The following is a 25,052-nucleotide window of genomic DNA, read 5'->3' on the forward strand; positions in this document are numbered from 1 at the left end:
CGCGCACAGGCGCCGTACCCAACACCACACCCAACGCCACAGCCATCGGCGGACCGCCGCCGCCACACGCACACCACACCTGGGGGAGAGGACACCATGTCGGGCGAGGAGAAACTCCGCGATTACCTCAAGCGGGCCATCGCGGATGCCCGTGACGCGCGCAGGCGCCTGCGCGAAGTGGAGGACAGGCAGCAGGAACCCATCGCGATCGTCGGCATGGCCTGCCGCTACCCGGGCGGGGTCACCTCGCCCGAGGACCTGTGGCGGCTGGTCGCCGACGGCGTGGACGCGGTGTCCGAGTTCCCGGACAACCGCGGCTGGGACGTCGACTCGCTGTACGACCCCGACCCCGAGAGCGTCGGCAAGACCTACGGGCGCGAGGGCGGCTTCCTCCACGACGCCGACCGCTTCGACCCCGAGTTCTTCGGCATGTCGCCGCGCGAGGCCGTCGCCGTCGACCCGCAGCAGCGCCTGCTGCTCCAGACGGCCTGGGAGGCCTTCGAGCGGGCCGGCATCGACCCCGAGGACGTCCGCGGCAGCCGCACCGGTGTGTTCACCGGCGTCATGTACAACGACTACGGCTCCCGCCCCCACCTGCCCCCGGAGGGCGTCGAGGGCTACCTGTTCAGCGGCAGCGCCGGCAGCATCGCCTCCGGCCGGCTCGCCTACACGTACGGCCTCGAAGGCCCGGCCGTGACCGTGGACACCGCCTGCTCGTCGTCCCTGGTCGCCCTGCACCTCGCCGCCAACGCCCTGCGGCGCGGCGAGTGCGACCTCGCCCTCGCGGGCGGCGCCACGGTGATGTCCACCCCGGTCGCCTTCATCGAGTTCTCCCGGCTCCGCGGCCTCGCCGCCGACGGCCGCTGCAAGTCGTTCTCGGCGGACGCGGACGGTACGGGCTGGGCCGAGGGTGTGGGCCTGCTGCTCGTCGAGCGCCTGTCGGACGCGGTGCGCAACGGCCACCAGGTCCTCGCCGTGCTGAAGGGCTCCGCGGTCAACCAGGACGGTGCGAGCAACGGCCTCACCGCCCCGAACGGCCCGGCCCAGGAGCGGGTCATCCGCCAGGCCCTGACGGCCGCCGGCCTGAGCGCCGCCGAGGTCGACGCGGTCGAGGCGCACGGCACCGGCACCCGCCTCGGCGACCCCATCGAGGCGCAGGCCATCCTCAACACCTACGGAAGCGACCGCGAACGCCCCGTGTACCTCGGGTCGTTGAAGTCGAACATCGGCCACGCCCAGGCCGCGTCCGGCGTCGGCGGCGTGATCAAGATGGTGGAGGCGATGCGCCACGGCGTGCTGCCCCGCACCCTCCACATCGACGAGCCGACCCCGCACGTCGACTGGGAGAGCGGCGCGGTCGAGCTCCTCGCCCAGGAGACGCCGTGGCCCGAGGCCGACCGGCCCCGCCGGGCCGCCGTGTCCTCCTTCGGCTTCGGCGGCACCAACGCCCACGTCATCATCGAGCAGCCCTCGGCGCCGGTCGCCGAGGACGAGACGACGGAGCAGGCCTCGGCCCCGGCTGCCCCGGCCGTCGACCTGCCGGTCGTCCCGTGGGCGCTCTCCGGCAAGACGCCCGAGGCCCTCACCGCCCAGGCCCGCAACCTGCTCACCGCCCTGGAGACGGCCGAGACCGCCCCGCGCCCCGTCGACGTCGGCTTCTCGCTGGCCGCCGGTCGTGCGGTGCTGGATCACCGGGCCGTGGTCGTCGGCGACGACCGCGAGGCCCTGTTGTCGGGGCTGCGGGAGCTCGCCGAGGGCGGCTCCAGCGCCTCGGTCGTGAGCGGCGCGGGCCGTTCGGGCAAGACGGCGTTCCTGTTCACGGGCCAGGGCGCGCAGCGCGCCGGCATGGGCCTCGAACTGGCGGACGCGTTCCCGGAGTTCGCGGAGGCGTTCGGTGAGGTCGTCGCAGTTCTGGACGGTCTGCTGGGGGTGTCGCTGCGCGAGGTGATCGCCTCGGGCGGTGAGGCCCTGGACCGTACGGGGATGACGCAGCCGGCGCTGTTCGCGGTCGAGGTCGCGCTGTTCCGGCTGGTGGAGTCGTGGGGTGTGCGTCCGGACTTCGTGGCGGGTCACTCGATCGGTGAGCTGGCGGCCGCGCACGTGGCGGGGGTGCTGTCCCTGGAGGACGCGGCCCGTCTGGTCGTGGCGCGTGCCTCTCTGATGGACGCGCTGCCGTCGGGTGGTGCGATGGTGGCCGTCCAGGCTGCCGAGGGCGAGGTTCTGCCGCTGCTTGAGGGCCGGGTGGCGGTCGCGGCCGTCAACGGTCCGACCTCGGTGGTGATCTCGGGTGATGAGGACGCGGTCCTCGCGGTGACGGAGAAGCTGCGGGAGCAGGGCCGTAAGACCAAGCGGCTGACGGTGTCGCACGCGTTCCACTCTCCGCACATGGACGGCATGCTCGACGACTTCCGCACGGAGGCCGCCAAGCTGACGTTCGCCGAGCCTTCGATTCCCGTTGTGTCGACGCTGACGGGCCGTCTCGCGGAGGGTGACGATCTGCGGACGCCGCAGTACTGGGCGGATCAGGTCCGTGGCGCGGTGCGGTTCGCCGACGCGGTCGGGACCCTGGAGACCGCCGGAGTCGGCGTCTTCCTGGAGCTGGGTCCGGATGGTGTCCTGTCCGCCATGGCGGCGGAGTCCGTCGAGGACGGCACGCTGGTCGCCGGTCTGCGGCGCGACCGTTCCGAGCCGGACACCCTGGTGGCCGCGCTCGGGCAGCTGCACGCCGCCGGCGTCGCGGTCGACTGGGACGCGTACTTCGCCCCGGCCCAGCCGGGCCGGGTCACCCTTCCCACCTACGCGTTCCAGACGCAGCGCTACTGGCTGGAGTCCGGTCCGGCGGTCCTGGCCGACAGCAGCGGTCACCCGCTGCTCGGTGCGGCCGTCACCGTCGCCGGTTCCGAGGACACCCTCTTCACCAGCCGCGTCAGCCGTCGCACCCACCCCTGGCTCGCCGACCACCGGGTCCTCGACACCGACCTCTTCCCGGGGACGGGCTTCGTGGAGCTGGCGACGGCGGCGGGGGAGCGCCTCGGCGCCGGCCGCGTCGAGGACCTGACCCTCGCGGCCCCGCTCGTGCTGCCGGCCTCCGGCGGTGTCCGGATCCAGGTCCTCGTCGGCGGTCCCGACGCCTCGGGCCGCCGGAGCGTCGGCGTCTACTCCCGGCCCGACGGCGACGACGACGTCGCCGCCCAGCCGTGGGTGCCGCACGCCACGGGCACCCTCGTCCCGGTCGGCACGGAGACCCCGGAGGGGCTGGCCGCCTGGCCGCCCGTCGGGGCCGAGGAGGCCGAACTCGACGGGATCTACGCGCGGTTGTCGGAGCTCGGCTACGGCTACGGCCCGGTGTTCCAGGGCCTGCGCCGGGTCTGGAAGGCCGAGGGCGAGCTGTTCGCCGAGGTGGCCCTGGGTGAGGAGCAGCGTGCCGACGCGGCCCGCTTCGGTCTGCACCCCGCGCTCCTCGACGCCGCCCTGCACACCCTGCTCCCGGGCGTCGCCGACGGCAAGGGCCAGGAGGGCTTCCCGTTCTCCTGGTCCGGCGTCCAGGTGCACGCCCTCGGTGCGTCGGCGCTGCGCGTACGGCTCCGGCTCACCGGGCCCGAGTCGGTCGCGCTGACCGTCGCCGACGCCTCGGGCGCGCCCGTCGCCGTCGTCGAGGAGCTGGCGCTGCGCCCCCTCTCCCGGGAGGCGCTGCGCGCCGCGGCGACCCAGGTCCACGACGGTCTCTACGCCGTCTCGTGGACGCCCCTGCCCGCCCCCGCGGGTGAACTCGCCCTCCCCGGCGACCGTTTCGAGCTCGCCTCGGACGCGTCGGACCTGTCGGCGGTGTCCGCGCTGCCGGCGGTGCCGGGCGTGGTCGTGCTGCCGTTGATGTCCGGCGGCGCCGTCTCGGGCGAGGCGGCGCGCGGCGCCGTGGCCCGGGTGCTGGGCGTGGTGCGTTCCTGGCTGGCGGAGGAGCGGTTCGCCGAGTCGCGGCTCGTGGTCGTGACGCGCGGCGCGGTCTCCGTCGGCGGCGGGGACGTGTCGGATCTGCTGCACGCCGGTGTGTGGGGTCTGGTGCGCTCCGCACAGACCGAGAACCCGGACAGGATCGTCCTCGTCGACCTCGACGAGGAGACCGACGCGTCCGGCCGTGCCCTCGCCGCCGTCCTGGCGAGCGGGGAGTCGCAGGTCGCGGTGCGGGCGGGATCGCTGCTCGTGCCCCGGCTCGCCCGGGCCCAGGCGGTCCAGGCGGACAGCGACGACACCGGCGCGTCCGGTCCCCGCTGGGACGCGGGGACGGTGCTGATCACGGGTGCCACGGGTGCGCTGGGTGCGGTCCTGGCCCGGCACGTGGTGGCCGAGCACGGTGCCCGTCACCTGCTGCTGGTCAGCCGGCGCGGTGAAAGCGCCCCGGGTGCGGCCGAGTTGCGTGCGGAGCTGGAGGAGGCCGGTGCATCGGTGACGGTCGCGGCGTGCGACGTGACGGACCGGGAGGCGCTGGCCGGGCTCCTGGCCGCCGTCCCCGCCGAGCAGCCGCTCACCGCCGTCGTCCACACCGCGGGCGTCCTCGACGACGGGCTCATCGGCTCGCTCACCGCCGAGCGCCTCGACGCCGTGCTGCGGCCGAAGGTCGACGCGGCGTGGAACCTCCACGAGCTCACCCGCGAGCTCGACCTCACCGCCTTCGTCTTCTACTCCTCGATCGCGGGTCTCCTCGGCACCGCCGGGCAGGCGAACTACTCCGCAGGCAACACCTTCCTCGACGCCCTGGCGGCGCACCGCCGGGCCCAGGGTCTGCCGGGTCTGTCGCTGGCCTGGGGCCTGTGGGCGGAGAGCAGCGAGCTCTCCGGCGGTCTGTCGGACGTCGACCTCCAGCGCATGGCCCGCTCGGGCCTCCTGCCGCTGCGCACGGCCGAGGCCATGGAGCTGTTCGACGCCGCCCCCGCCACCGGCGAGGCCGTCCTCGCCGTCAACCGCATCGAGCTCGCCGCGCTGCGCGGCGGGAACGGCGACCAGCCGCCGCTGCCGATGCTGCGGGCCCTGGTCCCGGCGGCGCCGCGCCGCGCCGGCTCCGCGAGCCACGGCGACGCCGCCCTGGCGGAGCGGCTCGCGCCGCTGACGCCGGCGCAGCGGGACACGGCCCTGCTCGACCTGGTGCGGGCGCAGGTGGCCGGGGTCCTCGGGCACGCCGATCCGTCGGCGATCGACGCCGACCGGGCGTTCCAGGAGCTGGGCTTCGACTCGCTGACCGCGGTCGAGCTCCGCAACCGCCTCAACACCGCCACCGGCCTGCGCCTGTCGACCACGCTGGTCTTCGACCACCCGAACCCCGGCGCCCTCGCCACCCACCTGCGCGACCAGCTCGGCCTCGACGCGAACACCCCGGCCGCCGCCGCTCCCGTGGCACCCACCGTCGTCACGACGGACGAGCCGATCGCGATCGTCGGCATGGCCTGCCGCTACCCGGGCGGGGTCACCTCGCCCGAGGACCTGTGGCGGCTGGTCGCCGACGGCGTGGACGCGGTGTCCGAGTTCCCGGACAACCGCGGCTGGGACGTCGACTCGCTGTACGACCCCGACCCCGAGAGCGTCGGCAAGACGTACACGCGCCACGGTGGCTTCTTGTACGACGCCGACCGCTTCGACCCCGAGTTCTTCGGGATGTCGCCGCGCGAGGCCCTGGCCACCGACCCGCAGCAGCGCCTGCTGCTCCAGACGGCGTGGGAGGCCTTCGAGAACGCGGGCGTGGACCCCGGCGCCCTGCGCGGCAGCCGGACCGGCGTCTACACCGGCGTCATGTACCACGACTACGGCGCCGGGGCCGCGTACATCCCCGACGACCTGGAGGGGTACCGCGCCGCCGGCATCGCGGGCAGCGTGGCCTCCGGCCGCGTCTCGTACACCCTCGGCCTGGAGGGTCCGGCCGTCACGGTGGACACCGCCTGCTCGTCGTCCCTGGTCGCCCTGCACCTCGCGGCCAACGCCCTGCGCAGCGGCGAGTGCGACCTCGCCCTCGCCGGCGGCGCGACCGTGATGTCCACCCCGCTGACGTACGTGGAGTTCTCGCGCCAGCGCGGACTCTCGCCCGACGGCCGCTGCAAGTCGTTCTCGGCGGACGCCGACGGCACCGGCTGGGCCGAGGGTGTGGGCCTGCTGCTCGTCGAGCGCCTGTCGGACGCGGTACGCAACGGGCACCAGGTCCTCGCGGTGGTGCGGGGTTCGGCCGTCAACCAGGACGGCGCGAGCAACGGCCTCACCGCCCCGAACGGCCCCTCCCAGGAGCGGGTCATCCGCCGGGCCCTCGCCGCGGCCGGACTCTCGACCGCCGACGTGGACGCGGTCGAGGCGCACGGCACCGGCACCCGTCTCGGCGACCCCATCGAGGCGCAGGCGCTGCTCAACACCTACGGCCAGGACCGGCCGGAGGACCGTCCGCTCTACCTCGGCTCGCTGAAGTCGAACATCGGCCACTCCCAGGCCGCCGCCGGCGTCGGCAGCATGATCAAGATGATCGAGGCGATGCGCCACGGCGTGCTGCCCCGCACCCTCCACGTCGGCGAGCCGACGCCGCACGTCGACTGGGAGACGGGCGCCGTGGAGCTCCTCTCGGAGGAGATCCCGTGGCCCGAGGCCGGCCGGCCCCGCCGGGCCGCCGTGTCCTCCTTCGGCATCAGCGGCACCAACGCCCACGTGATCATCGAGGAGCCCCCGGCCGCCGCCCCGCGGACCGCGCGGGACGACCGGCCGGCCACGGACCTGTCCGTGGTGCCGTGGACGGTGTCCGGCCGTACGGCCCAGGCCCTCCAGGACCAGGCGGCTCGCCTCGCCGCGTTCGTCGAGGCTGGCGTCGAACTCCGTCCGGCCGACGTCGGTTTCTCGCTGGCCGCCGGTCGTGCGGTGCTGGATCACCGGGCCGTGGTCGTCGGCGACGACCGCGAGGCCCTGTTGTCGGGGCTGCGGGAGCTCGCCGAGGGCGGCTCCAGCGCCTCGGTCGTGAGCGGCGCGGGCCGTTCGGGCAAGACGGCGTTCCTGTTCACGGGCCAGGGCGCGCAGCGTGCCGGGATGGGTCTGGAACTGGCGGACGCGTTCCCGGAGTTCGCGGAGGCGTTCGGTGAGGTCGTCGCAGTTCTGGACGGTCTGCTGGGGGTGTCGCTGCGCGAGGTGATCGCCTCGGGTGGTGAGGCCCTGGACCGTACGGGGATGACGCAGCCGGCGTTGTTCGCGGTCGAGGTCGCGCTGTTCCGGCTGGTGGAGTCGTGGGGTGTGCGTCCGGACTTCGTGGCCGGTCACTCGATCGGTGAGCTGGCGGCCGCGCATGTGGCGGGGGTGTTGTCCCTGGAGGACGCGGCCCGTCTGGTGGTGGCGCGTGCGTCGCTGATGGATGCGCTGCCGTCGGGTGGTGCGATGGTGGCCGTGCAGGCTGCGGAGGGCGAGGTTCTGCCGCTGCTTGAGGGCCGGGTGGCGGTCGCGGCCGTCAACGGTCCGGCCTCGGTGGTGATCTCGGGTGATGAGGACGCGGTCCTCGCGGTCGCGGAGAAGCTGCGGGAGCAGGGCCGTAAGACCAAGCGGCTGACGGTGTCGCACGCGTTCCACTCTCCGCACATGGACGGCATGCTCGACGACTTCCGCACGGAAGCGGCGAAGCTCACCTTTGCCGAGCCGACCATTCCGGTCGTCTCCACGCTGACGGGCCGTCTCGCGGAGGGCGACGATCTGCGGACGCCGCAGTACTGGGCGGACCAGGTCCGTGGCGCGGTGCGGTTCGCCGACGCGGTCGGGACCCTGGAGACCGCCGGAGTCGGCGTCTTCCTGGAGCTGGGTCCGGATGGTGTCCTGTCCGCCATGGCGGCGGAGTCCGTCGAGGACGGCACGCTGGTCGCCGGTCTGCGGCGCGACCGTTCCGAGCCGGACACCCTGGTGGCCGCGCTCGGGCAGCTGCACGCCGCCGGCGTCCCGGTGGACTGGGACGCGTACTTCGCCCCGGCCCAGCCGGGCCGGGTCACCCTTCCCACCTACGCGTTCCAGACCCAGCGCTACTGGCTGGAGTCCGGCTCGGCCGCTTCCGCCGGTGCGAGCGGCGGTCACCCCCTGCTCGGCGCGGCCGTCACCGTCGCCGGCTCCGAGGACACCCTCTTCACCAGCCGCGTCAACCGCCACACCCACCCGTGGCTGGACCGCCACGCGGTCGGGGACGCCGTCGTCCTCTCCGCCGGCTCGTTCGTCGAGCTGCTGATCCGCGCCGGTGACGAGCTGGGCGCGGACACCCTCCACGGGCTCGCCCTGCACGCGCCCCTGGTGCTGCCCGCCTCCGGCGACGTACAGCTCCAGGTCCGCGTGGGCGGGCCGGACGAGGACGGGCTGCGGCCGTTCGCCGTCCACGCCAGGGCCGACCGGCCCGGCGCCGAGTGGACCCTGCACGCCGAGGGCACGCTGGGCGACGCCGGACCGGACGCGGAGGTCCCCGGTGCCGGAGCGTCCGGCCCCGAGGTGGCGCTCGCGGACGAACTCGCGGCCGACGCCGGGCGGTTCGGCCTGCACCCGGAGCTGATCGACGGGGCGCTGCTCCGGCATCCGTTCCCCCGGCCGGCCGAGGCGGACGGGGTGCTCGTGCCCGTCGCGTGGAGCGGGGTCCGGCTGCACGCCACCGGTGCCACCGCCGTACGCGCCCACTTCACGGAGCGGGACGCGGACTCGGCCGCGCTCCTGCTGACCGACGGTGCCGGTCAGCCCGTGCTCTCCGCAGGCTCCGTCTCCTTCCAGGAGATCCCGTACGAGGCCTTCGCCGCGTCCGGGCCGGAGGGCGAGGGCGACGGCGCGGAGCGGGCGCCGCGGGAGGCCGCCCGGGCCGCCCGTCGTACCGCCGCGTCCCAGGCCGCGCCCGCCGAGTCGCTCGCCGACCGGCTCGCCGGGCTCGACGCCGAGGCGCGGTCCCGCACCGTGCTCACCCTGGTGCGGAGCAAGGTGGCGGAGGTCCTCGGCCACGCGGACCCGGACGCCGTCGAGCCGACGCGGGCGTTCCAGGAGCTGGGCTTCGACTCGCTGACCGCGGTCGACCTGCGCAACCGCCTGGGTGCCGCGGCCGGGATGAAGCTGCCGGCCACGCTGGTCTTCGACCACCCGACGCCCGCCGCGCTCGCCGCCGGTCTGCTGGAGCTCGCCACGTCGGGCACGTCCGGCAGCGGCGCGGTGCTCGACGAACTCGACCGCGTCGAGGCCGGGTTCGGGGCTCTCGCCGACGACGAGGAGGCCCGTGCGGCGGTCTCGGCGCGGCTCATGGAGCTCCTGGAGACCCTCGGGGGCGCCCCCGTGGCGTTCGCCGCGGCCGCCCAGGCGGCCCCGGCTCCCGCAGAGGAGGAGACGGATCTGGCCGAGCGGCTCGGTTCGGCTTCCGCCGAGGACCTGTTCGCGTTCATCGACAGCGAGCTGGGCGGTGACCCCGTGAACTGACGGTCCCGCGCCACCGACGTCCCCTTCCCTTCGCAGTTCCCCGGGTGCCACGCGGCACCCGGGGCCACCGAGGAGAGATTCACGCATGTCCACGAAGCCCAGCACACCCCCCACCCCCAAGGCGTCCGGCACCGCCGGCGTGCCGAACGAAGAGAAGCTCGTCGAGTACCTGAAGCGCGTCACCGTCGAGCTCCAGCAGGCCCGCCGCCGGGTCGCGGAGCTGGAGGCGGCCGACGAGGACCCGATCGTCATCGTCGGCATGGGCTGCCGCTACCCCGGTGGCGTCGCCTCCCCCGACGACCTGTGGCAGCTCGTCGCCGAGGGCCGCGACGCCATCACGCCCTGGCCCGTCGACCGGGGCTGGGACGCCGACGCCCTGTACGACCCGGAGCCGGGCAAGCCCGGCAAGACGTACACGAAGGAGGGCGGCTTCCTCGACGGGGCCACCCGCTTCGACGCCGGCTTCTTCGGGATCTCCCCGCGCGAGGCGCTCGCCATGGACCCGCAGCACCGGGTGCTCCTGGAGACCGCCTGGGAGACGTTCGAGCACGCGGGCATCGACCCGACCTCCCTCAAGGGCAGCCGCACGGGCGTGTTCGTGGGCGTCGTGGAGCAGAGCTACCTGGAACTCGACGGCCCCGAGGAGTTCGAGGGCTATCTGATGACCAGCAAGCTCAGCAGCGTCGCCTCCGGCCGCATCTCCTACTTCCTCGGCCTGGAAGGGCCCGCCGTCTCCCTCGACACGGCCTGCTCGTCGTCGCTGGTCGCCCTGCACCTCGCGGTCAACGCGGTCCGCAGCGGCGAGTGCGCGCTCGCCCTCGCGGGCGGCACCACCGTGAACGGCCACCCGGGCGGCTTCGTCGACTTCTCCCGGCAGAGCGGCCTCGCCGCCGACGGCCGCTGCAAGTCGTTCGCGGCCTCCGCCGACGGCACCGGCTGGTCCGAGGGCGTCGGCCTCATCCTGATCGAGCGGCTGTCCGAGGCCAGGAAGAACGGCCACCAGGTCCTCGCCGTCGTCCGCAGCACCGCCGTCAACCAGGACGGCGCGAGCAACGGCATCACCGCGCCCAACGGCCCCTCCCAGGAGCGGGTCATCCGCCAGGCCCTGACCGGCGCGGGACTCGGCTCCGGGGACGTCGACATCGTCGAGGCCCACGGCACCGGCACCCGGCTCGGCGACCCCATCGAGGCGCAGGCGCTGCTCAACACCTACGGCCAGAACCGGCCCCGCAGCCGCCCCCTCTACCTCGGCTCGTTCAAGTCGAACATCGGCCACACCGTGGCCGCGGCCGGCGCCGGCGGCATCATCAAGATGGTGCAGGCGCTGCGCCACGGCGTGATGCCGCAGACCCTGCACGTCGACCGGCCGACGCCGATGGTCGACTGGGAGTCGGGCGCCGTCGAGCTGCTCACCGAGGCCCGCGCCTGGCCGGAGCTGAACCGGCCCCGCCGCGCCGGCGTCTCCTCCTTCGGCGTGAGCGGCACCAACGCCCACGTCATCCTGGAGCAGCCCCCGGCCGAGGCGCCCGCCCCGGCCGCCGAAGGCGACGCCGACACCGGCACCGCCGCCGCCTCGACGGAGCTGCCCGTCGTCCCGTGGGCGCTGTCCGCGCGCACCGGCGACGCCCTGCGCGGCCAGGCCCGCAGGCTCCTCGACCACCTGGAGAAGAACGACGACGTCCGCGCCCTCGACGTCGCGTACACGCTCGCCGTGCACCGCGCGGCCCTCCCCGAGCGGGCCGTGCTCGTCGGCACCGACCGGGACGGCCTCCTGCACCGGCTGCGGGCGCTCGCCGACGACCAGCCCGCCGCCGGCCTGGTCCGCGGCGCCGCAGGGACGGCGGGCCGCACCGCGTTCCTGTTCCCCGGGCAGGGCTCCCAGTGGATCGGCATGGCCGTCGAACTCCTCGACACCGCGCCCGCGTTCGCCCGCTCCATCGCCGACTGCGGCGCCGCGCTCGCCGAGTTCTGCGACTGGTCCCTCGACGACGTGCTGCGCGGCGCGGACGGCGCGCCCGACATCGAGCGCGTCGACGTCATCCAGCCCGTCCTGTGGTCCGTGATGGTCTCCCTGGCCGCGCTCTGGCGCCACCACGGCGTGCGGCCGGACGTCGTCGTCGGCCACTCCCAGGGCGAGATCGCCGCCGCCACCGTGGCGGGCGTGCTCAGCCTCCAGGACGGCGCCCGCGTCGTCGCCCTGCGCAGCCAGGCCATCGGCCGGGTCCTCGCCGGACTCGGCGGCATGGTGTCCGTGGCGCTCGGCGCCGACCGGGTGCGGGAGCTCATCGAGCCGTGGGAGGGCCGCATCCAGCTGGCCGCCGTCAACGGCCCCGCGAGCGTCGTCGTCGCCGGTGAGACCGACGCCCTCGACGCGTTCCTGGAGCAGGCGAAGGCCGCCGGCGAGCGGGTCCGCCGCATCGACGTCGACTACGCCTCCCACTCCGCGTACGTCGAACTCCTCGAAGAGGAACTGGCCGGGCTGCTCGCCCCGGTCGCCCCGCGCCCCGCGGAGATACCGTTCCTGTCCACGGTCACCGGCACCTGGGCCGAGGGCACCGAGATGGACGGCGGCTACTGGTACCGCAACCTGCGCCAGACCGTCCAGCTCGACACCGCCGTCCGCCGCCTCCTCGGCGAGGACTGGACCACCTTCATCGAGTGCAGCCCGCACCCCGTGCTCGCCGCCGGCATCCAGGGCACCATCGACGACACCGGCCGCGACGCCGTCTTCATCGGCTCCCTGCGCCGCGACGAGGGCGGCCTGGAGCGCTTCTGGACCTCCCTCGGCGAGGCCCAGGTGCGCGGCGCCGGACCCGACTGGGCGAAGGTCTTCGACGGCACCGGCGCGCGGCGCGCGCTGCTGCCGACGTACGCCTTCCAGCAGGACCGCTACTGGTACGAGGCGGGCAGCGGCACCCTCGACGCGCAGGGCCTCGGGCTCGGCGCGACCGGGCACCCGCTGCTCGGCGCCGCCGTCACCGTCGCCGGTTCCGACGAGACCCTGTTCACCAGCCGCCTCTCGCTGCGCACCCACCCCTGGCTCGCCACCCGCACCCTGTACGGCGCGCCCGTCCTCGACGTGGCCGCGCTCGCCGAACTGGCGGCCAGGGCCGGCGACGAGTTCGGCGCCACCAGCGTCGACGAGCTCATCCTCGACAACCCGGTCGTCCTGCCGGAGGGCGAAGGCGTCCACGTGCAGGTCGCGGTCGGCGCTGCCGACGCGGACGGCCGCCGCTCCGTCACCGTGCACGCCCGCCCCGAGCGGGGCGACCTGCCGTGGACCCCGCTCGGCCGGGGCCTGCTGAGCGTCCGCGCCGCCGGGGCGCCGTTCGACCTGGCGGCCTGGCCGCCGGAGGGCGCCGTGGCGCACGCCGGGCACGGCACCGACACCGAGCCGGAGACCGCGGCGGACGCCGCGCCCGAGGCCTCGCCCGTGACCGTGTGGCGCACCGACGACGGCTCGCTCCACGCCGAGGTGCGGCTGCCCGAGCGGGAGGCCTCCGGCGCCGGCACGCACCTGCTCCACCCGGTGCTCCTCGCCTCCGCCCTGGGCATCGCCGACCCGACGTGGGAGCAGGACGGGACGGGACCCGCGTGGACCGCCGACCGGCTCACCGGCTTCCGGGTGCACGCCACCGGCGCCGCCGCCGTCCGGGCCCGCCTCACCCCGCTGCCCGAGGGCGCGTACGGGCTGCGGCTCGCCGACCGCAGCGGGCAGCCCGTCGCCTCCGCCGAGTCCGTGCGGTTCCGTGCCGTGCCCGCCGAGGAGATCGGCCGCGGCCGCGCCCGGTCCGCCGACGCCCTGTTCCGGATCGGCTGGAACCCGCTCGCCCTGCCCACCGGACAGGCCGACCCGTCCGCCCTGACCTGGGGCGTCCTCGCCGACGGCACCGGGCGCGACGGTCAGGACCCCAGGCCGTACGAGGCCGGGTTCGCCGGCCGGCCGTACACCGGCCCGGCCGACGTCGCCGCCGCCCTGGACTCCGGGACCCGCCTGGACGCGGTCCTGCTGCCCTGGACCAGCCCCGAGGCCGGGTCCCCGGCCGAGTCGGCGCACCTCGCCGCCCACCGGGTCCTGGAGCTCGCCCAGCGCTGGCTCGCCGACGAGCGGCTGGCCGGTGTCCCGCTGGTCGTCGCCACCCGCGGCGCCCTCGCCACCGGAGCCGTCCCGGGCGCCGGCGGCGACACCGTGCCCGACCTCGCCGCCGGCGCCGTGTGGGGCCTGCTGCGCTCCGCCCAGTCCGAGGCGCCCGGCCGGATCGTCCTCGTCGACACCGACGAGCCCGAGGTGCCCGCGGAACTCCTCGACGTCCTCGTACGGTCCGGGGAGGCGCAGGCCGCGGTCCGCGCGGGCGCGGTCCTGCTGCCCCGCCTGGCCCGCGTCGGCGCCGAGGACTCCGGCCCGGCCACGGGGGAGTGGCGTGCCGACGGCACCGTCCTGATCACCGGCGGCACCGGCACCCTCGGCGCGCTCTTCGCCCGCCACCTCGCCGGCGTCCACGGAGTGCGGCACCTGCTGCTCACCAGCCGCCGCGGCGCCGACGCCGCGGGCGCCGAGGAGCTCGCCGCCGAACTGCGGGAGCTCGGCGCGGAGGTGACGATCGCCGCGTGCGACGCCGCCGACCGGGACGCGCTCGCCGCCGTCCTCGCCGCCGTCCCCGCCGACCGGCCGCTGACCGGGGTGGTCCACCTCGCCGGTGTCCTCGACGACGGACTCCTCGCCGACCAGACGCCCGAGCGGGTCGACCGGGTGCTGCGGCCGAAGGCCGACGCGGCCTGGAACCTGCACGACCTGACCCGCGAGCTGGACCTGTCGGCGTTCGTGCTGTTCTCCTCGCTCGCCGGCGTCATCGGCGGCGCGGGCCAGTCCAACTACGCCGCCGCCAACGCGTTCCTCGACTCCCTCGCCCAGCACCGGGCCGCCCGCGGCCTGCCCGCGACCTCCGTCGCCTGGGGCCTGTGGGCGCAGGCCAGCGGCATGACCGGGGACCTGGACGAGGCGGACCTCCAGCGCATCGCGCGGGCCGGCTTCCGCCCCGTCACCACCGAGCAGGGCCCGGCGATCCTCGACACGGCGCTCGGCCTCGGCAGCCCCGCCCTCGTCGCCACCCCGCTGGACATCACCGCCCTGCGGGAGAAGGCCGCCCAGGCGCCGCTGCTGCTCACGACCCTGGCCAAGGCCCCCGGCCGGCCGACGGCCCGCAACAGCGCCGTCGCCGCCGGAGACCCCGCGGAGGTCCTCGCCGGCCTCCCCGAGGAGCGCCGCCTCGGCTATGTCGTCGACCTGCTGCGCGCCGAGATCGGGGCCGTGATCGGGCACTCCGACCCCGGCGCCATCCCGCTGGACCTGCCGTTCCCCGGCCTCGGCTTCGACTCGCTGACGTCCGTGGAGCTCCGCAACCGCATCAGCACCGTCACCGGCCGGCGGCTGCCCGCCTCCCTGGTCTTCGACCACCCGACCCCGGCGGCGCTCGCCGCGCACCTGTGCGCGCTGCTCCTCGACGGGGCCGGGACGGCGGCGCCGGAGGAGACGGACTTCGCGGCCGACACGGAGCTGCCGGACGACATCGTCCCCGCCGCCGAGGTCGTCCGGTCCGCCGACGACCCGTCGGAGGTGCTGCTCACCGGCGGCACCGGCTTCCTCGGCGCCTTCCTCCTGCGCGACCTGCTGCGCACCACCCGGGCCACCGTGCACGTCCTGGTCCGCGGCGCCGACGCGGAGGACGCGCACGCCCGGCTCCGCGCCAACCTGGAGTGGTACCGGCTGTGGCCGGAGATCGACCAGGAGCGGGTGCGGGTCCACGTCGGCGACCTGGGCAGTGCCCGGCTCGGCCTCGGCGAGGAGGAGTACGAGCACCTCGCCCGTACCGTCGACGCGGTCTACCACCCGGGCGCGTCGGTGAACTGGATCCACCCGTACGCCCGGCTGCGGGAGGCCAACGTCGGCGGCACCGTGGAGCTGATGCGGCTCGCCGCCAAGCACCGCAGCGTGCCCCTGCACTACGTCTCCACCACCGGCGTGTTCTCCGGCGCCACCGGCGACGGCCGGGCCCTGCGGCCCACCGACCCGGTCGGCACGCCCGAGTCGATGCCCACCGGCTACGTGCAGACCAAGTGGGTGTGCGAGCAGCTGGCCAAGCGGGCCGTCGAACGCGGACTGCCCGTCACCGTCCACCGCGTCGACGTCATCTCCGGCGACCAGGCCCACGGCGCCTGCCAGACCAAGGACTTCGTCTGGCTCAGCCTCAAGGGGCTGCTGCAGGCGGGGGCCGTCCCCAAGGGTCTGGCCGGTCCGCTGCACCTGATGCCGGTGGACTACGTCAGCGCGGCCATCGTCGCCATCTCCACCCGGGAGGAGAACACCGGCCGCACGTTCCACCTCTACAACCCGGCCGAGTTCAGCTTCGCCGAGGCCGCCGAGCTGCTGCGCGCCGCCGGCCACCGCCTCGACGAGTTCGACCGGGACACCTGGCTGGAGAAGGTCACGGCCGACCGCGACAACGCGATGGTGCCGCTCCTCGACGCCTTCGAGATGGTGATGACCGACAGCGAGGGCTTCTACCCCCCGATGGACGTCACGGACACCGTCGAGGCCCTGGAGGGCACCGGCGTCGAGTGCCCGCCCGTCACCGCCGAACTCTTCGCCCGGTACGTCGAGTTCTTCGTCTCCACCGGCTACTTCCCGCGGCCGGAGAACGACCGCGTCCTGGAAGCGGTCTGACCCCGCCCCACCACCCCTGACGCCGGCCCGGCCGGCGAGCACACCCGGCGCGCCCGGCCTCCCGTCCTCTGCGACGGGAGGCCGGGCGCGCGGCTCATCGTGCGGGCATCCGCCGGTCTCTGCACAGGTCACCCCGGCGATTACCGCGCGGTGACTCGCGGCATGAACGGCTTGAAACTGTCTGCCCGTAGCGTTCTGGCATCGGCGCGGTTCCCCTGCGGCGCACCTTCGCGCAACGCAATCCGACCTCGCAGACCGCCGGCATTCGTGCCGAACTCCCGTCGAATTCCACAGGAATTCCGGGTCCCGTACGCCAGAACGCTGCCTGTGGTCACCGCCGCTGTCGGGCCGGTGAGAGAACAGACGGCTTGGGGAGGAGAAAAAGAATGACCAGGATCGACAGCGCGAGCGACCTCGAGGTCGACCGCATTCTCGACGAGGTCGGGAAGGCCGTGCCCCTGCTGCGGGAGAACGGCGCGGAGGCCGAGAAGCGACGCTGGATCCCGCAGGAGAACATCGACCTCCTGGACAAGGCGGGCGTGTTCCGCATGGGCGTCCCGGCGCGCTTCGGCGGCCTCGACAGCTCCCTGGAGGAGCAGGCCCGGGTCCTGTCCGCGATCTCCAGCGGCTGCCCCTCCACCGGCTGGGTCGCCATGGTCTGGGTGTCCAGCGGCTGGCTCGTCACCCTGTTCCCGGACAGCGTCCAGGAGGAGGTGTTCGCCGGCGGTTCCGTCAAGGTGTCCGGTGGCTTCACCCCCAGCGGCACGCTGAAGGCGACCGAGGGCGGCTACGTCCTCGACGGCGCCTGGCGCTTCAACTCCGGTGTGCGCGGCGCCGACTGGAACATCGCCGCCGCCATCCTGGAGCACGCCGACGGCTCCCACGAGGAGGTCGTCGCGATCGTCCCGCAGTCCGAGTTCACCATCGCGGACGACTGGGACGTGATGTCCGCCGGCGGCACCGGCAGCTGCACCTCCACCGCCACCGGGGTCTTCGTCCCCGAGCACCGGGTGGTCGGCTTCGGCGACGCCATCTTCAACACCACGCCCGGCCGTGACCAGGAGGTCACCCCCGGCCGCAAGTACGGGCTGTTCAGCTACGTGATGGCGGCCGGCGTGTCCGCCTACCTCGGCATCGCCACCGGCGCCCTGGAGCTCTTCAAGGGCCGCGTCAACGGCCGCCCGATCACGTACACCGACTACGAGGACCAGGCTCAGCACCCGCTGACCCAGATCCAGGTCGCCACCGCCGCCAACAAGATCGCCGCGGCGTTCGCCCTGCAGTCCGTCTACATCGGCCGCCTCCAGGCGCGCGCCGACGCCGACGAGCAGCCCACCATCGAGGAGAAGGCCGAACTCCGCGGCCAGGCCGCCTACGCGATGCAGCTCGCCAAGGAGGCCGTCGAGATCCTCTACAACGCGAGCGGTGCCTCCGTCATCGCCCGCTCCGCGCCGCTCCAGCGGTTCCACCGTGACATCCAGGGCCTGTCCCTGCACGGTCTGCTGCTGCTCAGCACCAACCTCGAGGTCCACGGGCGCGTGCTGCTCGGCCTCGACCCCGAGACCCCCTTCCTCTAAGGGGCAGGCCGCGGCCCGCCCGTCCGGGCGGGCCGCGCCACCGGTACTCCGACTCCTCCCCGCCCGCACTCCCCCTTCCCGGGCGGGGACGGAGGCCGGGGCGTCGCGCCCCCCTGCGTGACGCACCGGCCGGACAGCACGACGGAGCGCCCATCAGATGGTCACCCCCAGACCCACCCCCCACGCCCCGCCTTCGTGGAGCTCTCCGCATTTCCACCGACAAAGACGAGATCAAAGGGATCATTTGATGGACGCTCAGCACAGCGACGCACAGCTCGTCCAGGGCGAGGACACGGAGGCCGCCGCCGGCGGCTGGAACCGCCGTGGCTTCCTCAAGCGGGCCGGCGCCGTCGGCGCCATGGCCGCCGCGGGCATGGCCCTGTCCGGCACCACCACCACCGCGGCCGCCGCGCCGGGCGGCACGCCGGTCGAGCCCGACCCCGACATCCTCGTGATCGGCGCGGGCTTCGCGGGTCTCGCCGCGGCGCGTCACCTGCGCGGCATGGGCTTCCAGAACGTGGAGATCCTGGAGGCCAGAAGCCGCATAGGCGGCCGGACCTGGACCGACACCCTCCAGGGCCAGCAGATCGAGCTCGGCGCCGGCTGGTTCCACCCGAGCCAGTCGAACGTCCAGACCGCGCTGCGCAAGTACGGCATCGGCATCGTCTACGACGACCCGATGGACGCCGTCCTCGCGCAGCAGGCCGACGGCACCTACCGGCAGTACGACCTCGGTACGGCCTTCGGGACGATGGGCGACCTGTACACCAAGTTCTTCCAGGGCACCCAGACGTTCCTGCCGAACGCCCTGAACCCGCTCCAGGCCAAGGACCTGATCGCCGCCCAGGACGGCTTCACCGTCGCCAACCGGTACGCCCAGCTCGGGATGACCGCGGAGGAGAAGGCCTGGATCGGCGGCACGCTGGCCGGCTACGCCGGTCTGCCGTCCAGCAGCGCCAGCTGGACCTCCCTCGCCCACTGGTGGGCCCTCGGCGGCTACGACGCCAACGGCTGGTTCAACATGACCAGCCAGAAGCCGGCCACCGGCATGATCGGCCTCGCCCAGGCCATGTTCAACGAGGCGAACCACGGGATCACCTACAACCAGAACGTCGTCCGGATCTCCGACCCGGCCGCCGCGGGATCCCAGGTCTCCGTGACCACCGCCCAGAACATCGTCTACCGCGCCAAGGCCGTCGTCTGTGCCGTCCCGACGAACGTCTGGAACAACATCACCTTCACCTACGGCATTCCGCAGGCCTTCAAGGACGCGGCCACCGAGGGCCTGGGCGTGCCGCACGCCGTGAAGATCTGGATGTACGTGCGCGGCCCGCAGACCCGCACCCTGGTGCAGAGCGTCGAGGGCTCGAAGTTCGAGTCCATGGTCCCCATGCACAAGCTCCCCGACGGCCAGCTGATGATCGCCTTCGGCGGCGCCGGCCTGACGCTGGACAAGGCCAGCCTCAACGCCGAGGTGAAGAAGATCCTCGGATCCGCCTACGAGGTCGTCGACTTCAAGCTCGCCGACTGGGGTCACGACCCGTACGCGCGCGGCGGCTGGTCGCTGCGCCGTCCCAACCAGCTCCTGCGTCAGCTGCCCGCCCTGCAGCAGCCCGTGGGCCGCATCGCCTTCGCCAACGACGGTCTGGCCAGCGGCTGGAACGGCTTCATCGAAGGCGCCATCGAGTCCGGCATCAACGCCGCGATCAAGGCGGCGGAGGCCTCCGGCATGGCGTGACGCCCGTCCGTCAGGCCGGCGGCCCCCGCCGCCCCCACCCTCCCGTAGAAACAGGAGTACCTCACCGCCATGACGACCACCTCGGACCTGAAGAACCTGGTCCTCACCGACGACGTCGAGCAGCAGAACCAGGCGTTCATCGACGCCTTCAACTCGGGTGACGGCGCCATCTTCGACGCGCTGTACCGGGATGACGCCATTTCGAATCTGACCGGAAAGCCCCTCACGGGCGCCGAGCGGAAGCAGGGCATCATCGACCTGCTGAAGACAGGACCGAAGCTCGACTCGCGCGTGACGAACAACTACGTCGCGGGCGACGTCTCGCTCGTGTTCGTCGAGTTCGAGCTGGAGCTCACCGGTGAGGACGGCAAGCCCGTCGTGATCAACGGCACCTGCACCGACGTGATGCGTCGCGTGGGTGAGAACCGCTGGATCATGGCGGTCGACCGTCCGCTCGCCGACGAGCTGCCGACCGCGTAAGACACACCGCGGTCCCGGGTTCCCCCGCCCGGAACCACGGTGAGACCCCTAGACGGCCCCCGGAGGAGACGCGCTTCGACCACCCCTACGAAGCGCGTTTCCCACCCGGGGGCCGTCCCCTTTCCCCCATATGAGCGAGGCCAGAAAGATGAGCAGCATGCGGTGCCCCTTTGCCATCGACCCGACAGGTGCGGACGTCCACGCGGAGGGCCGGCTGCTCAGAGCGAGAGGCCGGGCGACCCAGACCGAGCTGCCGGGCGGCGTGGTCGTCTGGACGGTCACCGACCACCAGCTCGTCAAGGACCTGCTCACGGACCCGCGCGTCTCCCGCGACACGTACCAGCACTGGCCCGCCTGGGGCAACGGCGAGAGCGAGCTCGCGCAGACCTGGTCGCTCGCCATGTGGGTCGCGGACCGCAACATGATCACGGCCTACGGCGACGACCACAAGCGCCTGCGCAAGCTCGTCGCCAAGGCCTTCACCGCCCGCCGCACCGCCCTCCTGCGCCCGCGGATCGAGGAGCTCACGCACACCCTCCTGGACCGGCTGGCCGCGCTCGCCGAGGACGGCATGGTCGACCTGCGGGCGGAGTTCGCCTACCCGCTGCCCACGTACGTCATATCCGAACTCCTGGGCATACCCGACGACCTGCGCGACCGGCTGCTGAGTGTCATCCACAACCTCTTCGACACCAGCGCCTCGGCCGAGGACGCCCAGCGCAACGAGGCCGAGGTGTACGCCCTGCTCGCCGAGATCGTCGAGGTCAAGCGGGCGGATCCGGACGACGACCTGATCACCGGGCTCATCGGCGCCCGCGACGAGGACGGCGGCCAGGGCCTCACCGAGCGCGAACTCGTCGACACCATCCTGCTGATGTTCACCGCGGGACACGAGACGACCGTGAACCTCCTCGACCACGCGGTCTACGCCCTGCTGACGCACCCCGAGCAGTTCGCGCTCGTGCGCTCCGGCGAGGCGAACTGGGAGGACGTCGTCGAGGAGACCCTCCGCCTGGAGGCCCCCCTGGTCAACCTGCCCATGCGGTACGCCGTCGAGGACATCGACCTCGGCGACGTCGTCATCCCCAAGGGCGACCCGATCCTCATCTCCTTCGGCGCCGCCGGCCGTGACCCCCGCACCCACGGCGAGACCGCCGACGAGTTCGACATCACCCGGCCCACCCGGCGCGACCACGTCGCCTTCGGCCACGGCGTCCACCACTGCGTGGGCGCGCCGCTGGCCCGCCTGGAGGCGTCCATCGCCCTCCCCGCGCTCTTCGAGCGCTTCCCGGACCTGGCCCTGGCCCGGCCGGCCGCGTCCATCCCGCCCCTCGGCTCCTTCATCTCCAACGGGCACGGCGAGCTGCCGGTGCTCCTGAAGGGCGGCGCTTCCTGAACACACGGGCCCACGGGCCCACGGGCCCACGGGCCCATGGGCACCTGAGCCCATGGGCCCGTGAGGCCGTCAGGACATGAGGCCGTCAGGGCATGAGGAAGAGGGTCGCAGCGTTATCGCTGCGACCCTCTTCCTTCCATGGGCTCCAGGGGGATGCCGGAGGCGCTAGGCCCGGCTCCCGTCGGCGAGTCGGCGGAAGTTGCTCCGGTAGTAGACCAGCGGGTCGCCGTCGCCGGTCTGCGCCTCCATCACCTCGCCGATGAGGATCAGGTGGTCGCCTGCCGGTATACGGCGTTCGGTCCGGCACTCCATCCGGACCAGGGCGTCCGGCAGCAGCGGCAGCCCGGAGGGGGACAGGTCCACCCCGAGCCCGGCGAACTTGTCCGCTCCCTTGCGGGCGAAGTGCCCGGCGAGGTCCTCCTGGCCCTCGGCGAGGACGTGCACCACGAAGCCCGGCGACTGGTCGAAGGCCTCGTAGCAGTTCGCCCTGTTGTCCAGGCACACGAGGACGAGGGCGGGATCCAGGGACACCGACGAGAAGGCGCTCGCGGTGAAGCCGTGGTGGGCGCCCGCCGGATCCGACGTGGTCACGACGGTGACTCCACTGGTCCAGTGGGACAGAGCGGCACGGAAAAGGTCTGGGGAGATCGACTTTGTGAGCACATGTCCATCGTCCGGGAACCGCCTCGAAAGCATGTCCAGTCGATGTCGCGCCCCCTCTGCTTGTTAGGTGAAAATCAACACTTGACACTTCCTTGTCGTTTGTTGGCTCCGTGACACGCCATCTGCCTAGGGTGAACTCAGCCACGTCGACGATGTGAGGCCGGCGCCAAAAGTGCCGGGAAGGAGTGTGCGGAGTGCGGTTCAACCTCTTAGGCCCTTTCGAGATCATCACGGACGACGGTCGCATCCATCGACCCGGTACGCCGAAGGTCTGTCAGACGCTCGCCCTGCTCCTCACCAGGCCCAACGAGGTCGTGGCATCCGAAGCTCTCATACGGGAGCTGTGGGGTGCCCATCCGCCTCGAAGCGCTCAGACGACACTCCAGACGTACGTGTACCACGCCCGCCGCATGCTGGTGAGCGAGTGTGGGATACCGGCCAACCGTCAGATCGTGACCACCCGTTCGCGCGGGTACGTCGCCGAGGTCGAGGCGGACGAGATCGACCTCCTCGTCTTCGAGGGTTTGATCAACCAGGCCCAGGAGGACCTCGAACTGGGGGCCGTCCAGGGTGCGTCCGCCCGGCTCCGTGAGGCCCTCGCCCTGTGGCGCGGCCCGGTGCTGTCGACCGTGCGGACCGGCGAGGTGCTCGCGTCCGCCATCTCCCATGTCGAGGAACTGCGCATCAGGGCACTGGAGTTGCGCATCGAGACCGAGCACCGGCTCGGCCGCTACCGGGAGACGATCCCCGAGCTGCGCATGCGGGTCCAGGACTACCCGCTGAACGAGTGGTTCCACGGGCAGCTGATCCGCGCCCTGTCCCAGGCGGGCCGGCGCGCCGAGGCGCTCCAGGCCTACCAGAACCTGCGGCGCCTCCTGAACGAGGAGCTGGGCCTCGAACCCTCTCCGGAGGTCCAGATGTTGCAGCGCGAGGTGCTCGGCTCGGCGCCCGTGCGCAAGGAAGTGATCCGCGCGGAGCTCGAGGTCACCCCCCTGCGAAAAGTTTCTCTCGCCGGCTGACCCTCCCGGGAATCAACGGGAACGGTCCGAGGTTCTCACGGTGCGGCTGCCCGGCCGGACGTCGCGTGCGACGTCCGGCGACACGGAGTGGGGCAGCCGCACCACGGCGTTCCCGCGGCGCCCCGACGGCGCATCCACCACGTTCGCACGACCCACCCATGCAGAAGGGAGAGCTTTGCCATGCCCTCGACCGCCCAGATCGGCGTCATCGGCCTCGCGGCGACCGGACGCAACCTCGCCCGCAACCTGGCCCGTCGCGGCTACGCGGTCGCCGTGCACAGCCGGACCGCCGACCGGACCCGGGGGCTCGTCGACGCGTTCGGGCACGAGGGCACCTTCCTCCCCGCCCGGTCCGCGCGCGAGCTCCTCTCCTCCCTGGAGCGGCCCAGACGGCTCCTGATCACGGTCCGCCCCGGGGAGGCGACCGACTCCGTCATCGCCGCGTTCGCCCCGCTCCTCGAACCCGGTGACCTCCTCGTCGACGGCGGCGACGCGCACTTCGCCGACACCCGCCGCCGCGAGGCCGAACTGGGGGAGCACGGCATCCACTTCGTGGGGGCCGGAATCTCCGGGGGCGAGGAGAAGACGCTGTACGGCCCCAGCATCACGGTCGGCGGCTCCCCGGAGGCGTACGCGGTCGTCGGCCCGGTCCTGGAGACGATCGCCACGCGCACCTCCGACGGCCGCCCCGCCGCGACGCGCGTAGGTCCCGACGGCGCGGGCCACTTCGTGAAGATGGTGCACGACGGCATCGCCCACGCCACCGTGGAACTGACCGCGGAGGCGTACGACCTGCTCCGCGGGATCGGCGGCTTCTCGCCGGCGCGCATCGCGGACGTCTTCGGGCGGTGGGACGGCGGCCGGCTCGGCGCCCACTTCACGGAGATCAGCGCGGACCTCCTCGCCCGCACCGACGCCATCGGCGCGGACGACGACCGGGAGGCCGCGGGACGGGGCGGCCGGCACGAGGAGCGGCAGGGGGGTTCCGGGCGCCGCATCGACCGGAGCGCCCAGGACGCCGACGTCCCCGTCGCGAACATCGCCGCGGCGGTGTTCGACCAGGCGCTGTCCGGCCTCGCCGCCTGGCACCGGGCCGCCCGCCGGCTCCCCGGACCCGAGCCCGTCGGACGGCACCTCGCCGACCCCGACGCGTTCGTCCGCGAGGTGGAGCAGGCCCTGTACGCCTCCAAGGTCGTGGTGTGGGCCCAGGGCTGGCACCGGATCGTGGAGGCGAACGGCGCCTACGACTGGGACATCGACCTCGGCGTCGTCTCCTCCCTCTGGGGGGACGACTCCCTCGTCCCGGCACCCTTCCTCGACCGGATCTCCGGCGCCCACGGGTCCGGCCGCGCCGTGCCGTGCTTCCCGGCCGACGCCGCGTTCACCCGCGAGTTCGCCGCGGCGCAGCGAGGCTGGCGCGGCGTCGTCGCCACGGCGGCCCGCGGCGGCGTCCCCGCCCCCGCGCTCTCCACCGCGCTCTCCTACTACGACTCCCTGCGCGCCGAGCGCCTTCCGGCCGTCCCCGCCCGGGGCCGACGGGACCTGGCCGGCGCCCGTACGGGGTACCGCACCACCCCGCACGACGACTTCATCCCGAAAGGCTTACGGATCCCATGACCGCTCCGACCCCTCAGCTGGAATCCCTGTACGACGAGATCCTGCGGCGCAACCCCGGTGAGGCCGAGTTCCACCAGGCCGCCCGTGAGGTCCTCGAATCCCTCGGTCCCGTGCTCCATGCCCGCCCCGAGTACGCCACGGCCAAGCTGGTCGAGCGCCTCGTGGAACCGGAGCGGCAGTTGATGTTCCGGGTCCCATGGGTGGACGACTCCGGAACCGTCCGGGTGAACCGCGGCTTCCGCGTCGAGTTCAACAGCGCCCTCGGCCCCTACAAGGGCGGCCTGCGCTTCCATCCCTCGGTGAACCTCGGCATCATCAAGTTCCTCGGCTTCGAGCAGATCTTCAAGAACGCGCTGACCGGCCTCGGCATCGGCGGCGGCAAGGGCGGCAGCGACTTCGACCCGCACGGCCG

The 25,052-nt window shown here is 73.6% G+C and carries 10 protein-coding genes; 9 read left to right on the plus strand and 1 reads right to left on the minus strand.

The features are described 5' to 3' along the window. Positions 1 to 96: 96 nt before the first annotated feature. From AB0E19_RS32260 to AB0E19_RS32285, 6 genes are all read left to right on the plus strand, one after another. The gene (locus AB0E19_RS32260; protein WP_362186428.1) at positions 97 to 9,429 is read left to right on the plus strand and encodes an SDR family NAD(P)-dependent oxidoreductase; all 9,333 of its coding nucleotides are present in this window, start codon (positions 97 to 99) and stop codon (positions 9,427 to 9,429) included. 85 nt (positions 9,430 to 9,514) lie between these two features. After that, positions 9,515 to 16,150 carry a thioester reductase domain-containing protein gene (locus tag AB0E19_RS32265; RefSeq protein WP_362186431.1) on the plus strand — a complete coding sequence of 2,212 codons (6,636 nt, stop codon included), beginning with the start codon at positions 9,515 to 9,517 and terminating at the stop codon, positions 16,148 to 16,150. 386 nt (positions 16,151 to 16,536) lie between these two features. Then, the gene (locus AB0E19_RS32270) at positions 16,537 to 17,727 is read left to right on the plus strand and encodes an acyl-CoA dehydrogenase family protein (RefSeq protein WP_362186434.1); all 1,191 of its coding nucleotides are present in this window, start codon (positions 16,537 to 16,539) and stop codon (positions 17,725 to 17,727) included. A gap of 247 nt (positions 17,728 to 17,974) precedes the next feature. Beyond that, the gene (locus AB0E19_RS32275) at positions 17,975 to 19,465 is read left to right on the plus strand and encodes an NAD(P)/FAD-dependent oxidoreductase (protein ID WP_362186437.1); all 1,491 of its coding nucleotides are present in this window, start codon (positions 17,975 to 17,977) and stop codon (positions 19,463 to 19,465) included. 69 nt (positions 19,466 to 19,534) lie between these two features. Beyond that, positions 19,535 to 19,945 carry a DUF4440 domain-containing protein gene (locus AB0E19_RS32280; protein WP_362186441.1) on the plus strand — a complete coding sequence of 137 codons (411 nt, stop codon included), beginning with the start codon at positions 19,535 to 19,537 and terminating at the stop codon, positions 19,943 to 19,945. Positions 19,946 to 20,102: 157 nt separating this feature from the next. Further along, entirely contained in the window at positions 20,103 to 21,341 is a 1,239-nt protein-coding gene (locus tag AB0E19_RS32285) for a cytochrome P450 (RefSeq protein WP_362186444.1), read from the plus strand. Positions 21,342 to 21,506: 165 nt separating this feature from the next. On the opposite strand, the gene AB0E19_RS32290 is transcribed toward AB0E19_RS32285, so the two are convergent. Continuing rightward, a complete protein-coding gene (locus AB0E19_RS32290; protein ID WP_362186447.1) occupies positions 21,507 to 22,037 on the minus strand; it encodes a flavin reductase family protein in 531 nt (176 codons plus the stop codon). 161 nt (positions 22,038 to 22,198) lie between these two features. Here AB0E19_RS32290 and AB0E19_RS32295 point away from each other — a divergent pair, with 161 nt between their 5' ends. The 3 genes from AB0E19_RS32295 to AB0E19_RS32305 all read left to right on the plus strand — a co-directional run. Then, complete coding sequence (locus AB0E19_RS32295; protein WP_362186450.1) at positions 22,199 to 23,023, plus strand: AfsR/SARP family transcriptional regulator; 825 nt, start codon at positions 22,199 to 22,201, stop codon at positions 23,021 to 23,023. Positions 23,024 to 23,203: 180 nt separating this feature from the next. Next, positions 23,204 to 24,640, plus strand: a complete 1,437-nt coding sequence (gene gndA / locus AB0E19_RS32300; protein ID WP_362186453.1) for an NADP-dependent phosphogluconate dehydrogenase — start codon at positions 23,204 to 23,206, stop codon at positions 24,638 to 24,640. Further along, on the plus strand, positions 24,637 to 25,052 hold a 416-nt coding region (locus AB0E19_RS32305), incomplete at its 3' end, for a Glu/Leu/Phe/Val dehydrogenase dimerization domain-containing protein (protein WP_362186458.1). The genes gndA and AB0E19_RS32305, both read left to right, overlap by 4 nt.

It is taken from the genome of Streptomyces sp. NPDC047974 (genome assembly GCF_040653375.1).
Taxonomy (GTDB): Bacteria; Actinomycetota; Actinomycetes; order Streptomycetales; family Streptomycetaceae; genus Streptomyces.